The following is a 14,652-nucleotide window of genomic DNA, read 5'->3' on the forward strand; positions in this document are numbered from 1 at the left end:
TTCAAGAGAAGTTAATTCTCGTCTATCTGTTTTCCAGCAACCTGCCTATCCACCGCAGCCACCACCCTTCCCACCGCTGAATCTATAATTGCTGACAAGCGACTTTTCCCATCACAGTCTTCACAAGCCACGGCAAACACAATCAAAGACGCATCACTCCGGGAATTGACAAAACCTCGGACCTGGGCAAGTTTCGCCCTCAAATCATCAGTCTCCCAAAAACCTTCGACGTAATAGGTATAGGCCACATGAATCACGTTGTCTGTCAGGCGATGGCGGAGCGTAACACCTTTGAAAGGCGCACCGTCCGGCCCAGACAAAGTAAAGAATGTATCAGGATGCCACTCCTCTCGATCATAAACCCGGTTCGAGTACTGAATCAGCTCGGCCGATTCGCGCTGGTAGTCATAGCTATACACCGCTGCAAAAAGAGACTCGCCAGGCCCGGACTGATCAGTAGCCAGGCTGCGGTCAAAAAGGGTCTGAGTATACACCCGGTCCGGATTCCGGACTTTGGGCCGCCAACCCTCCAGGTCAGATGAAAAAAGAGGACCGTAGCGTTCGCCGTCCAGCCGGAGCTCCAATGCCAGAGGGTCTGACTCAACAGTGCGATCCGGGGATGGCAAAGCTGCCCACACCAAAACAGGTAAGAGTGCAGTGACAACAACACCGACTTTCAGCCACGTAGAGCCTGCCGCTCCGAATGGCATTGCCGCCTTGTACCCATTGCCTTCCATATCATTAGCCTGTTCCCCCTTCAAAGACTCAAGGCGACGGCCAATCAGAAAAAGCGGAATCAGCGTGGCAGCAAAAACCCACCAGCCAAAACTTTCATGGTCTTCAATGAGACTGGTCTGCATGTTGGTTTCATAACCCATGTAAATGATCACGAAAACCCGCAGCCAGTTAGCGAAGAGTGCAAGAAACACGCTAGTGGTGAATAAGATCACACGAGCACGAAGTGTACGGAGATTGAGCTCGCCGTAAATAAGTGCCAACGACTGCCCTACCAACAGATATCGCAAACCTGAGCAACCATGGGCAATTTCAAAGGCCCCCACGCCGGTGAGATAAACAAATACCCCCTCAACTTCGAACTCAATGTTGAAAAGACCAAGCAGCAACTGATTGACCTCAGTCGTGATCAGTTGAAGCGTCCAGGCCAGAAAGTCCCAGACAGGCATAGCGAAAAACAGCAGCCCTACCGGTGCAATAAGCCAACGAACCTGTCTCCAACCCAAAAGCACCGCCAAGGCGCCAAGGATAAGAGGAACTGCCATCAAATGTTGGAAAGCCTGTACCCGCAGAAGATCACCAAGCCCATAAACCAGCAACGCCAAAATAAAGGGTACAAGCCAGAGAGGATAAAAACCGGGTACCAGAGTGCGTTGCCTCACAACTCGGAATATGAGAAACATGGAAACCAAGAGGAGAAGGAAACCGTGTGAATACGACTCGTCAAACTTAAGCCAGCGACTAAAGATACCTTCGAGCGTAGGCCAAAGAAGAAAAAAAAGGGAAGCTAAAACAATGGCAAAAGGAACCCAGGCCTGACCAAACCCGCCACTTCGAAGCCTTGTTTCGCTCATATTCACGATCCTTATGAGATATATAATACCAAGAATATTGTGCCTATACGGGGCGGCTTTTACTATGGCCGAATCTCATCCTTTGTCATCGCCGGGGTATCATTACGCGGTAGAGCGCTCGCCAAACAACCGGGTCCAGCGGCGCATGCCAGAATGCGCGGGCAATAGCGCTGATAGCCACGTCCCGCTCCCCCACACTGGCAAAATATCGCGCCTTGCGACAAAAAAAGCGCGCCAACCCCCAGCGACGATCGCGCAGGGATAGCACCTCACCATACCGCGCCAGGAATGTATTGATAATCCTCTCGTTTGCCGCGAACCGCCTATGCTTGTCAGAAGAAATCTGATATTCCATCACACGGTATGAGGCGACGATGCCCGGTTCGTAATGGAAACGGTACCTTGCAGAAAACCTCAGCCACAACTCGTAGTCATCGGCAACACCCACTGACGTATCAAACCCTCCCATCTCATCAAAACACCGCCGCCTCACCAGCGCCGTGGAAATACTTACACCGTTATCAGCCAACAGATACCGTGTGATCCATCCGGAATAACGCTTCATGTTTTCCAGGCTGCTAACCACCCCCTGTTCATCAATCATGGCCTCGTCACCATGGACAATATCAACGTCGGGATTTGCATTGAGAACAGCCAACTGTTTTTTCAGCTTGTCTGGTGTCCACAGATCGTCAGAATCCAGAAACGCGATAAAGTCTCCTGTCGCCTGCTCAAGTGCATGATTACGGGCATGACTCTGTCCTTGGTTTTCCTGGTAGAAATAACGAACCCGCCTATCAGCCAGAAAGGGCTCCAGCACTTCGCGGGTATCGTCAACAGAGCCATCATCCAAAACAATAAGCTCGAGATCAGCGTAAGTCTGCGCCAGAACGCTCGCGACGGCATCGGGCAGGAACCGGGCTCTGTTGTAAGTCGGCGTTACTACACTAACGACTGCCATTGCAGGCCCTCAACATCTTCCACTTCAGAGTAAGCGTTCATTTCACAACGTAGCTGGCTTACTTACCAAACACACTATCCGGGTTTTCAAGAACGTTACGGACATTATATATCGTATCGGAATTCCAGTTTGGCGGGTCCCAACGCATGTTCGTCTCAATAACCACTGGGCCGCCCTCTGTAATCGCAACGTCCCACCCCAAAGACCGGATTGGTTTAAAATGTTCAGCATTCTTAATGACTAATTCTTTTGCATTCTCCCACAATGGTATCGTAAATTGCTGAAACATTCGTTTGGTTCTTGGATGATCATCAAGCCTATACCACACCATATCCGGGCTTCGCGTTATCGCCGACTCAAGGAGCCCTGTTTCTATGTTTATCGGTGCTATAAAATTTCCGAGTGAACCATGTTGAAAATTGTCAATCGCAGCATCCCCACCAATGACCTTTAGAAATGCATCAACAATAAAAATCTTTCCACACTTATCGACATGGGTATAAATTCGTATCGTTTGAAGATGTCTTGTGCCCGAAAACTCGGATAATGCAGAGTGTGACTGAATTCGTTCCTGAATAATCCAGCTTGTCAACTCTGGCAAGTCAAACATATAATTTGCCAACTCTTGAACAGAGTCAAATTGGAGGTTGTTCACCACTATTCGGCCTTCACGGAGCGAAGGAACCAAGAGACCACGTCCGTAACTATGCCGGCACGGTTTGATAACAAGTTTATCCAAATCAAACTGAGATATAGTCTCACTCCAGGCGCTTTTGACCGGAGGCACCGGACGCCCTGAGGAAACACCTGGCGAATCGCGGAAAAGAAGCGCTAAGCATCTGGGCGTCGGTATCGTCTTTGCGTCGCAAAATGACTGAAAGATTCCCTTGTCCTCAGTTACCCAAAACCAGTCTTGAGGGTTGAGGCGCGACTGCAAGACAGAACATGTCCTTTTGCTTAAATAGTCTGAATATGGTCGTGCGTCAGAAGAAAATGCACCGTATTCAAGTGCCTCCATTGGACGCATCTTAGTTTTCCAAGTGAAGCGCAAGGCTTGAAAAAATGCACGTATTCTGAAGCTACCATGGTATTTAACACAGAGACCAGAAACTCTATATGCTTCTTTAATAAGTAATAAGTTATCTTTCTGTCGACGCCATAATTTTTTCATCTAGAATCTCAACGCCTTTTTTTTTGAAAGTAACGGAAGCCGGTGCGAATACTCTGATTTAAATATTTATCATCGATAAATTTTACAATTTTCCTGGTAGTAGAAATTGACAGAGTTCTTCGCAGGGCTCGCTCCATAAATTCATCGCCTTGCTTTATCGCAAACCTGAGCAAATCTTCAAAGTGATGACGATAATGCTGCGACGGGGATATTTTAGATACATCTTCAGCGGTAATAGAACTCGTGAAAGCATAAGTATCTATGCCAAGTATTTTCAAAATGATCATGGTTCTTATGCACTTTAAACACTGACCACAATTTCTGTCCGGATATTTCCAGCAGACAACCAGGTTGTCGAGCACAGCTTGTGATCGCTCAGCGATTCTTTGCAATTTTTCAGGGCGATCCAGGTCTGCTGTGTCATGAATAATCTCTGTTATCTCAGTAGACCAGAGATTGTCTGTCAAAGGATGTGTTCCCCAAGGACGCAGATTCCGATAGGTAAAGCTGGTAGGCACAATACATTTAGCTGGCTGGAGCAGTAAGGCAACGCTTGCCAGGCAAGCTCCATGACTCCAGTGACGTCCAACGCCGTACAACTGGTCAAATTCATAAAAATTGGTTTCTACAGGAATAAGTTCCTTTTCGAAAGGCGCCGACCAATCTTTTAGCCTCTGAACATTGACAGCAAACTCTTCAGGAGAAACGTGAAAGTCAAAGCCATTGATGTAAACCAGGTGGGTGATTTCACTTTCGTTATTTAAAAGTGTATAGAGGCCATCAACGCCACCAGAGAAAAAACTACAAACCATTTTGTTGCCAGCATGCGGTATCGCGGCCTGAAGATTAACGGTAAAAGGTCGTAAATCTGGTTTCCAACATCCGAAGATACACTGCAGGTTCTTCAAGTTTGCAAGGAGACGTGGTGAGGCCGTATTCGAGTCTTTAATCTCCAAAATTTGACCTGACTGAGACGCCGCAAAAAATGAAGCCGCCAAGAATGGTTCGGCTGAAGGCGCGACTGAAAACTTCTCAGGAAAGCGATACCAAAGCCGATATCCATCGATTAAGGCAGACACCTCTAGCTGCTGTCTCTCTACTTTGCGAGAGCTAATGTTGCTAATTATCATAAGCTTTGATTAATTCGCTTAAACAAAAAAACGAGATCGGCATCAAGCCTTCAGACCCGAATTTTCCTACTACAAGCCGCGATTTCGCCTTCACAAACGAGCAAGCCGATTTAGCGACTTCCGCAGCACCTCCGGGAGAAAAGCCTGCACCCGATAGATTCCTCGCATCAACGGATGGCGCGCAAACTGAACCGTTACAAACTGAACCGTTTCACCCTGGAAGCGACTTTTATAAAAGCTGTTCTTGCCGTAACCGGCGAGCAGATCGTAATAACTGACGCTCTGGGCACTGAAGCATTCCTCAATGGCATAACCGAGATGCAGAGTTCCCAAAGCCACTTTTCGATCAAAATCTTCCTGAAATCCCGCCTGTAAGTTGTACCTGCTAGGCCCCGCCAAAATATCGTAGAGAACTGAAATGGTCTCACCGTTCAATTCCAAAGTTGTCAAAGCCAGCTGATGAGGTTGAAGTCGCGCTATGACCTTTTTGTGAAAAGCGATCGCGTCGTCATCGAAACAAGGCTTTCCCCATCTATGCCGATGAAACTCGTTCAGATATTCAAAAAAAGCCGGTATCTGATCCTCGGTAACTCGTATTAAGACGAGCTCGCCTTTCTTCTGTTCGATGTATGCACGCCGATTATAAAGCTTCAGGCGAGTGTTAGCACCGAGCCTTCGGAGCCACTCCTGGAATGCCCCTTGTGTCGGTACGCGCACTCCGGAATCTCTGGCCCGAGGTACCAATGCGATTTTTCTTCCCCTGGTAGCAAAGCCCTTTTCCCAGCGAGAAAGCTCAGGTAACAGTTGATCACACACGATCATTTCATCCCAGCTGAGCTGAAAGACCTCCGCCAAAAGTGCATTTGTGACCACCGTTTCAAGCCCTTTCCTGATTATAAGACTCGAATACTCCGTGCGGACAGTCGGGCTAATATGCCAGGCATTACCCAAAAAGTGAGCGCGCCGAATTCGCAGCCCAAAAGGAGATGAAAAATCATGTAGATAAAACGGCGCGAGACCGACAAGACGTGAATTGGCGTCGTAAGCACCAAAGAGCGCCAGTTCCAACCCCAAGTTCTTGCCCCAGGTCTCCCACCAGGAAAAAAGCCAGGGCCAGCTCATAAAAAGCGGGTCCGCATCACTGGTTTCCAGCAACTCCTGCCATTTCTCCGCGAGCTTGCTAAAGTCATCAGCGGAAAGGCGCTCCACGGAAATATGGGGTTCACTCACAGAAGTGTCCGTGTTGAATCTCATTTTACCGCCTGCCTTTAAGCAAAATTGCGGCGAGACTGCGCCACGGTGCTATTACAAAAGGGCGATACTTCAGGGCCGTCGCAATATTTCGTATTGCCAGCCACTTTTGTCCCGAACTTGCGAGATAGCGTGCCTTGCGTGAGTAAAAAAAGGCGAATGCCTCATCAAATTGCGCTTCAGTCAACGCATCGGGGTAATTCTCTCGAAAGTCCCGAATGATTGACTCGTTAGCCTCGAAACGGGCTTCCTTATTAGAGGAGATCTGGTCGGCCATAACCCGATAATAGGCAAGATAGCGGGGCACGTACCTGAAGCGATATCGAGATGAAAATTTCAACCAAAGATCATAGTCATCCGCCACTCTGCGTTTGCCACTCATACCCCCCATCTCTTCAAAGCATCTACGACGCGCCATCGTCATATTCATACCGACGCAGTTATCCTTGAGCATTTGAAAGGCGATATACCCCGAGTGTCTTTTTATATTTTTCCGGCGAAGTTCGTTGCCCTGTTCGTCGATAGTGATGCCGTCTCCATACACAATATCAACGTCTGGAGTCTCTTCAAATTCAGCTAACTGTGATGCGAGATGAATTGGCAGCCAGACATTATCCGAGTCCAGAAAACAGACGAACTCGCCGCGAGCGTGCTTGAGCGCCAGGTTTCGCGCAACACTCTGGCCCTGATTTTCCTGGTAAAAGTATCGCAAGCGTTGATCAGTAAGAAACGGGCTCAGTACTTCTCGGGTATTGTCGGTAGATCCATCATCAACAATGAGATGCTCGAAGTTCTGATAGGTCTGATCCAAAACGCTTCGCACTGCCTCCGCGACAAAGTCCGCACGATTGTAAGTCGGCGTAATAATACTGACCAGTGGCTCATCCTTTAGCATTGCTCTATACCCACTTAAAGTTTCTTTGGCTTCTGTAGTCACGGCATCCACCTACTTGCATGGGCCCTGCACGATTTCCAGCTCTCCTGATTCCATTTCGGAAAGAAATTTATTTTCTTCAACCCCGGAATTTCAACGGAGAGGTGATACATCAGTTTAAAACTCTCATTACACGCCATAGAGTTCCTCACCGAACTAAAATTATTAACCCCGACAAAGCTTACCGACTGTTCAAACCCCTGCTCCGCCAGCAGTTTTTTACGCTGCAAGTCAAGAAACCTTTGCAGGCAATGGCCACGATATTCCGGTTTTACGTAGCTGAGGTGCAAGAGGCCAGAGCTCTTTTGAGTGAGGGGAACTTGCGCAAACGGAGGCCATTGTGCATTCCGACCCAAGGCAACCCAGCTCATTGCCACATACCTACTTTCGCACTTCGCAACGATGCATCTGTCTGCCTGCCCAAACGTGAGCGCAAGGTTTTTCCTTATCACTTGATCTGTTGATCCAAAGTACCCTCCCTCTTTGCAGAGATCGATCAACAATTCATCATCGGAGGGCTCTTCAACAATGTAAAAATCAACAGTCAGGGTTTTGGGGTGAACGTTCGAGCATTGCGACAAGAGCCCATTTTGCAGCGAATCAGAAAACAGGAAGTAGGCATCCAAATCGAAACGGAATGCCCGCCGCAGAACGCTACTAATACCGCTCATTTGGAATGCTTCCTTGAAAGCGCTTTTCTTAGATGTGCCCTAAACGGTTTTGTATCCCGCCAATCGAAATATAGAAACTGAAAATGGCGAACAAAACCAAGCGCTCTAATTAACTGGACGCTAGCCTTCAGCAGCCCGATCGACTTGGCGTATCGATAGGCTGACAACTCATCCACCCAAATGCAATTTGCCTTGGTCTTTTTAGCAAATCGGCCCTCTTCGTCAATTCCGAGATACTTTTTTACCAAAACTGCGGTAGGGTTGTTTTCATAACTCAATGCCACACCTGACTGATAGTCATTTCGTCCCACCGTTGGCTCAGTGACGAGAAACTTCCCGGTTCTTGGATCACGCTTGAATTCAATAGACCCGAGACCCGTCATTTTCAACTTGATGGCGATTGATCTTGCAAGGGAAATCATCTGAGGTTCTTCGATTAATCGGCAAACAGCCGTTGATCCACCCAATGGCGGCCATTGCCATAGCTTCTGACCGGCATACTCAGCTAACATCACACCGCTTTCATCAAAAGCGAAAAGCACGAAAAAGACTTCAGTGTCACCCCCGGGAATCCATTCCTGAAGGATATAACGGTCAGAAAGGCAGAATGGGTCAGAGGAACGAACAAACTCGTTCAACTCTTTCTCTGAATTCAACAAGAAAAACTTCTTATTTTTATGCACGCTATCCCACGCTGACGTGCGCACCAATGGTTTCAATATACAGGGGAAACTTAATTCCGCCGCTAAACCAATCAGACCATCAAGACTCGCCACAATTTTAGATTGTGGCACATCGACTCCATTCTCAAGCGCCCACTGATGAAACAGTGTTTTGTCCATCATTATTTCGCCCTCCAGTTGGGGAGGGACGGGCACCGTAAAATATCGTTCCAACTCCTCAAGTCGCGCCCAAGCGGAGATGACATGACTATCCTGGGAAAAAAGTAATAAAGGCCGGCCTGAAAATTCAGCGCTTTCTGCCATTTTTATTAGCTTTTCGAGCTGTTCGTCCGAGCTTCCGGGTAAATGAAGTACTCGGTCCCAATGATTGGATTGAATCGAAGGCGCATCGATATTCTGACAAATGCCATTAACCGTAACCGGTATGCCTCTCAGCGCTCGTGCGGTGGTAAGACCAGTAGGAGTATCTGCCCCGGTAATGATCACGCACGGAATTTCAGACATTCACGCGGTCCAGCCCGATGATATAGGGTTCGCACTGCCTTTATTGTCCAGCCATGCCTGAAACATCAAAATACCCCACAACTCGAAACTGTAGTCTTCCCGGCCTGAAAGATGTTCATGCCACACCTGCCGAACCATGTCGGCCTTCCAGTAACCCTGCTCACGCAGGCGGACTGGCTCCAGAAGCTCCTCCGCCCACTCACGCAAAGACCCTCTAAGCCAGGCCCCGACCGGAACCGCAAAACCCTGTTTCGGCCGGTCAATTAATTCCCGTGGTACATGGCGATAAAGCACCGACCGAAGCACCTGCTTGCCGACATTGCCCTGCATATTGAGCGACGCAGGCAGCCCCATGGCGAACGACACCACCCGATGATCCAGCATGGGTATACGGGTTTCCAGGCTACAGGCCATGGCGGCGCGGTCCACCTTGGTCAGTATATCGTCTGGCAGATACCAGTTCAGGTCCCGCCACATCAGGGTTTTCAGGTCATTGTCCGGCACCTGGGCCGTAACCGACCCCGTCAGTCCATAGCTGCCCTCGCCTGGCTCTACCAACGCCATGCCCGGATCTGGCCAGACAGACACAGACTGCCGGTAGAATTCGGACAAGCTCGTGGCAGAGGCAATAGCCCGGGCCCGCGCAAGACGAAACCGGATTGCTTCCACACTGCGCCCTCTCTGAGACGGCACCAGGGCACGGATAGCCTGAGCGGTCAAGCCGGACGGCAGCCGACCGGAAAGTGCTTTCAATTGAGACCCAAGCGAACCGCGCCGCTGCCAACCGTGTAACATGTTGGGATAGCGTGTGTACCCACAGAACAACTCGTCGCCACCATCGCCAGACAAAGCCACCGTAACGTGTTTGCGGGTCATTTCGCTGACCAAATAAGTCGGCAGCTGGGAAGAGTCCGCAAACGGTTCATCGTAAATTTGCGGCAGATGCGGCACCAGCTCCCTTGCATTCTGCTCCGTCACATAGAGCTCAGTATGGTCGGTACCCAAATGCCGTGCCACTGCTGCTGCGTGCACTGCCTCGTTAAAACCTTCTTCGTTAAAGCCAATGCTGAAAGTTCGAACCGGTTGAGCGGCCTGCTTCTGCATCAACGCAACGACTGTGGAAGAATCAACACCGCCAGACAGAAACGCACCCAAAGGGACGTCTGAAACCATCTGATCACCAACCACATCCTCAAGCAGCGTTTCAAGGTGGGAAGAAGCACCATTTAAAGACCAGTCCCGATCATCAAAAAACTGATCTTCCAGGCGCCAGTAGCGAGAGGGTTCAGGCAGTTCTCCAGGTACCAGCTGGTCCAGGTCCAGACTAATGAATGACGCAGGGAGCAATTTATGAATACCGGAATAGATGGAATGGGGCGCGGGAATCAGGTTATGACGCAACAACAGAGGTAACGCGCCACGGTTTATATCCCCTTTCCAGGCTGGGTGGCGTGCAAGGGCCTTGAGTTCAGAGCCGAACAACAGGCTGCGCCCCTGCCAGCCGTAATACAGCGGCTTCTCCCCCATCCGGTCCCGGGCGAGGTGAAGCTTGCGCTCGCTCCTGTCCACTAACGCAAAGGCAAACATTCCATTGAAACGTGCCAGTGCCTCCTCCACACCCCACGCCTCAAATCCCGCAAGCATGACTTCGGTATCGGAATGACCACGGAACCGGGCACCGGCAATTTCAAGCTCCGCCTTGAGGTCGCGAAAATTATAGATCTCACCGTTAAAAGAAATAACGTAACGGCCCGATTCAGATGCCATGGGCTGGGCACCAAGTTCAGACAGTTCGATAATCGACAGGCGGCGGTGACTCAGCCCCAAATGCAATTCCCCGTCAAACCAGACACCACCTGCGTCCGGCCCCCGGTGCCGAATGGCCTGCCCCATGCCATCCAGTATCGATTCACACTGGCCCCTGCTACCGGGCAACTCCGGCTCGGCAAATCCTGCGAAACCACACATTCAGAAAACTCCCTTTTTCATGCACCCCACCTGAAACGCGCAGGCACAAGTCGCATTAGCACGTTGCGTTCGTCTTTCCCGATGGAAATAAACCAATACAATACGCCATACACCACTCCGGATACCACAACGGCGGCGACAATATCCAGGTAGCCGGGCAACCCGTATTCAACCCGCCACCAGGCCAAGCCACCGCCCATAACCGTCACCGGAATAGTGGCCGGCAGAATCGCGTGCTTCACGTATTGAAACATGGTAATTCCCAAGTTATCAGCAACAACCTTGAGGAATATTGGCGTTACGACAAATACCGGTAACACTGAACCCAATGCCGCACCTATAACGCCATACTCTAAAACTAACCAGATGCTTAGGCCCACGTTAACAAGTGCTGCCGGGGGTGCCACCATCGCAAAAATCACGTGTTTGTTAATAGCGGTCAGATAACGGCTGGCAAATGGGTTGAGCTTTGGAACGACCATGTAGATAACCAATAGAGTGATAATTGAGTCGACCAAGGCTGGATCAAACTGACCACTCATCCATATGGCAATGAACGGCCCTCCTATGAGACAAATACCTACACCCATAGGGAGAACTAACGCCACCAGCAACTTGCTAGCCAGAAGATAGACTTTTCTAATTTTCGCCTGCTCGCCCCTTGCATCGAGATCGCTGAACAGCGGCATAAACGTATGACTCAACGTCATACTTATTGTTGCGATATAAGTCACCAGTGTGGCCGGTATCGTATAAACAGGGATCATTGCCGGACTCATGAGCGTTCCGATAACGATTCGGTCGGACATTTTATTTACTTTTCCGGCTGCACCCTGAATAAAAGATTTAGAACCAAAAATCAGCATCTCTTTGAATTTCTTTCGCGAAAACAGGCGCAAATTCGGATAGATTGCTCCCACCATTGGCCGCATAAGTATGGCGGAAAAAATGATTAGTTTAATCAGCGTAGTGACAGCGGCCAACAAGGCCAAAAGCGCCAAACCGTTTTGCGGGGTCATGTAGTGATATGCCAGAACTGAAACAAATATAATGGAAAAAATGTTAACCAAATTCTTGAAGTAGTAACGCTGTAATCCTTCAAGAAAACTTTCACAAACAAAGCCCGGGAACAGAAACATCAACTGAGCACCCACCAACAGCAGAAACAGTGTGTACTTGGTGTTACCTTCCATGTTTTCCGGGTTAAGTATGTCAGGGAAGGAAAGTGCCCAAAACCAAAAGAACAGCCCTAAAGCTAAACCAACCAGCGTCATAAATACGAGGCTGGTACCGTAAACAGTCAGTAAAGATTCCCGGTCATCTTGTGCGTTATGCATCGATGCAAACCGACTTATCGTAGGGCGCATACCTAAGTCCAGCATTCCCATATAGCCGACCAGAGCAAGTACCATTTCCCGCAAGCCATAGTCGTGGTGCCCCATCAGCTTTAGATAAATCGGCGCCATAATAAACGTCGCCACCATGCTAACCATAAGTTGTGCGACATTCGACCCGGTATTAATTAAAACTCGTTTTAGCATTGATTAAGCAATCTCGGTGAAGCGATTATGTTGGCAGTTATCAGACATTCGACTGTCAACGGCAGACATCATAAAAATAATAAAGGGCATTGGCACGGTGAGTAGCATTACAACTAAGATATTAGAACTGGTACTTGTAGGAATAAGATGAAACAAATCACCTACCCCTAGTAGCTGAAACCGCGATGTATAACTCGGCGAGGTGTCGCGCAGGACGCTCAATGCTAAAACGCGCTACAGCATCTGGTTGATAGGCCTCAAAGACTTGCCGTCTAAGCTCGATGTCATCAATCTCTGCCACCAAAGCCTCCGCTAACGCAGCTGAATTTCCGACGGGAACCTGCCTGGCAGGACTACCGTCAAGCACTTCACGAAGCCCGATAGAATCACTTCCAACGATCGGTACCCCTGCCGACAATGCCTCCATGGCAAGAAGTCCGCAAGCTTCCCAACGGGAAGGCATTGCAACCAGGTCAACCCCTTTCAAAGCACCCGGCATGTTATCCGTTTGAGGCATCTGGTGGAAATATTCACCCAACCCTAGCTCGTCAAGATAAGCATAGTCCTCCCGAATAAAACCACCCCAACCAAACGTGACTACATGAGGCATAGGACTTACTTTTAGCCGCATTTTAATAACACCCATTGCATCAACCAGAATTTTGAAGCCCTTGGGGCTCATGAAGCGACCAAAAAATCCGATCAGTGGAACATCAGTTGGCAAGCCAATTTCTTTCTTGATATCCAGAGCTTTTCCAAACTGGAAGAACTTGGCATCTACCCCGTGAAGGATTGGATGAACCTTGTCATCAGGGGTGCCTGGAAAGAACTCCAAAAAATTATGCTTCGCGTCCTCGGTTACGGTATGCACTGCAGTCAATCGATTAAACAATAGCCCCATCAATAAATGGTTTATGTAGCCTTTGAACCCAGTAAACAAGGGCTTGGTAAACATATCATGCCCAGTCATCAGGTGAGGTGTATTGTTACCAGTTAAAGCCAGTTGGGTAAGCAAGCCGGCCGAGAAACCATGAGAGTGCACAAGGTCATACGCGTGTTGGTTCGCCAGTTTTCGTACCTGTCTCACCAAACCGGTTTTGCCGGAATCGGCGGGGACTAGTTCAATACGGCCTGCTGGAAGGAATGTTGACAAAAAAGCTTCTAACCCCCCTTGATCTGGCGCTAAAAGGGTAAAGCTATAGCCCTCAAAAGCTGGCTGACCGTACACATAGCGAAAAAAAGTGCGAATGCCGCCTCCTGGCTGCAAAGCCGTCATCAAAACCTTCATTGGCCCGTAACTCCTTTCCCTACTTCCCCTAACTTCAAAACTTCAGAGGGAACACTTTCCTAGCTAGCTTTTTCACTGCCGGTAAGCACCTTTAGTGCCCTAATCGGATCAAGAGCCCCGGACCTTAGCAGATACCCTAGTGCAGTAATACTTTTGTTCTCACGCCAACAGACCTGTGCCATTCGAAAATTGAGTAATGCGCGCCGCTTGCGAATGGTAGATTTTTTATAAGGATACCGAGCCTGAGCACGGTGGAGAATCCTAAAACCATTCTCCCAGCGTTTCCGCTGGCCTTTATTACTAATCGAATCACTATGGCGACGATACTGAAAAACCTTGACTGGAATAAATGCGAACTTGGTACTCTCAGCTAGCCTGATCAACATGTCATGATCTTGTGCGGCGCGAAACCCTTCTTCGAAACCACCAATCCGCTCATAAAAAGAACGGCGCACTAATGCATTCACTGGCAAAGAAAAATAACAATCCAGCAACACCGCGTTTGGGTCATTCGGTTCAATATGATCCGGCGAGAGAATGTTATAGAGCCATCGCCCATTCTCATCTACCGCTTCACCCATTCCATAAACAAGTCCAACTTCGGGGTGAGCCTGCAGATACTCTGCCTGAGAGCGAAGCTTGCCTGGCAAGAAAATATCATCGCTATCAAGTATGGCTATAAGTTCGCCGGAAGCATTCTCAAGCGCCCGATTCAATGCAACTGATTGACCTAAGTTAGCGCGGTTTGGATGGGTTAACAGTTTGAGATCTCCCTTCTCCGCATATTCAAGAAGAATCTCGTAAGTTCCATCTGTAGAACCGTCATCAACGACGATAAGCTCCACTTGATCGTAGTCCTGAGAAAGAACCGATTCCACCGTTTCTCTAATATACTCAACTCGGTTGAATGCCGGTACCACCACGGAAATTAATGTCTTCCTTGAACCGTCCATTTTTCGGC

Annotated in this window: 12 protein-coding genes; all 12 read right to left on the reverse strand. The window is 49.0% G+C overall.

Going from position 1 to position 14,652, the window contains the following annotated elements; genetic code table 11:
* Positions 1 to 11: 11 nt before the first annotated feature.
* The 12 genes from xrt to M8010_RS17090 all read right to left on the reverse strand — a co-directional run bounded on the left by xrt (position 12) and on the right by M8010_RS17090 (position 14,644).
* Positions 12 to 1,589, reverse strand: coding sequence for an exosortase (gene xrt / locus M8010_RS17035; RefSeq protein WP_250093916.1), 1,578 nt, complete (start codon positions 1,587 to 1,589; stop codon positions 12 to 14).
* Between the two features lie 85 nt (positions 1,590 to 1,674).
* Positions 1,675 to 2,550 (reverse strand): glycosyltransferase, encoded by an 876-nt coding sequence (locus M8010_RS17040; protein ID WP_250093917.1) that lies wholly within the window; start codon positions 2,548 to 2,550, stop codon positions 1,675 to 1,677.
* 58 nt (positions 2,551 to 2,608) lie between these two features.
* Positions 2,609 to 3,721, reverse strand: coding sequence for a sugar-transfer associated ATP-grasp domain-containing protein (locus M8010_RS17045; protein ID WP_250093918.1), 1,113 nt, complete (start codon positions 3,719 to 3,721; stop codon positions 2,609 to 2,611).
* 8 nt (positions 3,722 to 3,729) lie between these two features.
* A complete protein-coding gene (locus tag M8010_RS17050) occupies positions 3,730 to 4,800 on the reverse strand; it encodes a hypothetical protein (RefSeq protein ID WP_250093919.1) in 1,071 nt (356 codons plus the stop codon).
* A 141-nt stretch (positions 4,801 to 4,941) separates the two neighbouring features.
* A complete protein-coding gene (locus tag M8010_RS20055; protein ID WP_250093920.1) occupies positions 4,942 to 6,081 on the reverse strand; it encodes a GNAT family N-acetyltransferase in 1,140 nt (379 codons plus the stop codon).
* Positions 6,082 to 6,106: 25 nt separating this feature from the next.
* The gene (locus M8010_RS17060; RefSeq protein ID WP_250093921.1) at positions 6,107 to 7,039 is read right to left on the reverse strand and encodes a glycosyltransferase; all 933 of its coding nucleotides are present in this window, start codon (positions 7,037 to 7,039) and stop codon (positions 6,107 to 6,109) included.
* The gene (locus M8010_RS17065; protein ID WP_250093922.1) at positions 7,036 to 7,707 is read right to left on the reverse strand and encodes a hypothetical protein; all 672 of its coding nucleotides are present in this window, start codon (positions 7,705 to 7,707) and stop codon (positions 7,036 to 7,038) included. Before M8010_RS17065 ends, M8010_RS17060 begins: the two co-directional genes overlap by 4 nt.
* Positions 7,704 to 8,894, reverse strand: coding sequence for a carboxylate--amine ligase (locus M8010_RS17070; protein ID WP_250093923.1), 1,191 nt, complete (start codon positions 8,892 to 8,894; stop codon positions 7,704 to 7,706). The genes M8010_RS17065 and M8010_RS17070 overlap by 4 nt, the downstream gene beginning before the upstream one ends.
* Positions 8,895 to 10,862 carry an asparagine synthase (glutamine-hydrolyzing) gene (gene asnB / locus M8010_RS17075; protein WP_250093924.1) on the reverse strand — a complete coding sequence of 656 codons (1,968 nt, stop codon included), beginning with the start codon at positions 10,860 to 10,862 and terminating at the stop codon, positions 8,895 to 8,897.
* Positions 10,863 to 10,879: 17 nt separating this feature from the next.
* Positions 10,880 to 12,403 carry an oligosaccharide flippase family protein gene (locus M8010_RS17080; protein ID WP_250093925.1) on the reverse strand — a complete coding sequence of 508 codons (1,524 nt, stop codon included), beginning with the start codon at positions 12,401 to 12,403 and terminating at the stop codon, positions 10,880 to 10,882.
* Positions 12,404 to 12,560: 157 nt separating this feature from the next.
* Positions 12,561 to 13,691, reverse strand: a complete 1,131-nt coding sequence (locus tag M8010_RS17085) for a glycosyltransferase family 4 protein (RefSeq protein ID WP_250093926.1) — start codon at positions 13,689 to 13,691, stop codon at positions 12,561 to 12,563.
* A gap of 59 nt (positions 13,692 to 13,750) precedes the next feature.
* The gene (locus M8010_RS17090) at positions 13,751 to 14,644 is read right to left on the reverse strand and encodes a glycosyltransferase (protein WP_250093927.1); all 894 of its coding nucleotides are present in this window, start codon (positions 14,642 to 14,644) and stop codon (positions 13,751 to 13,753) included.
* Positions 14,645 to 14,652 lie beyond the last annotated feature (8 nt).

The organism is Marinobacter sp. ATCH36 (assembly GCF_023555055.1).
Lineage (GTDB): Bacteria > Pseudomonadota > Gammaproteobacteria > Pseudomonadales > Oleiphilaceae > Marinobacter.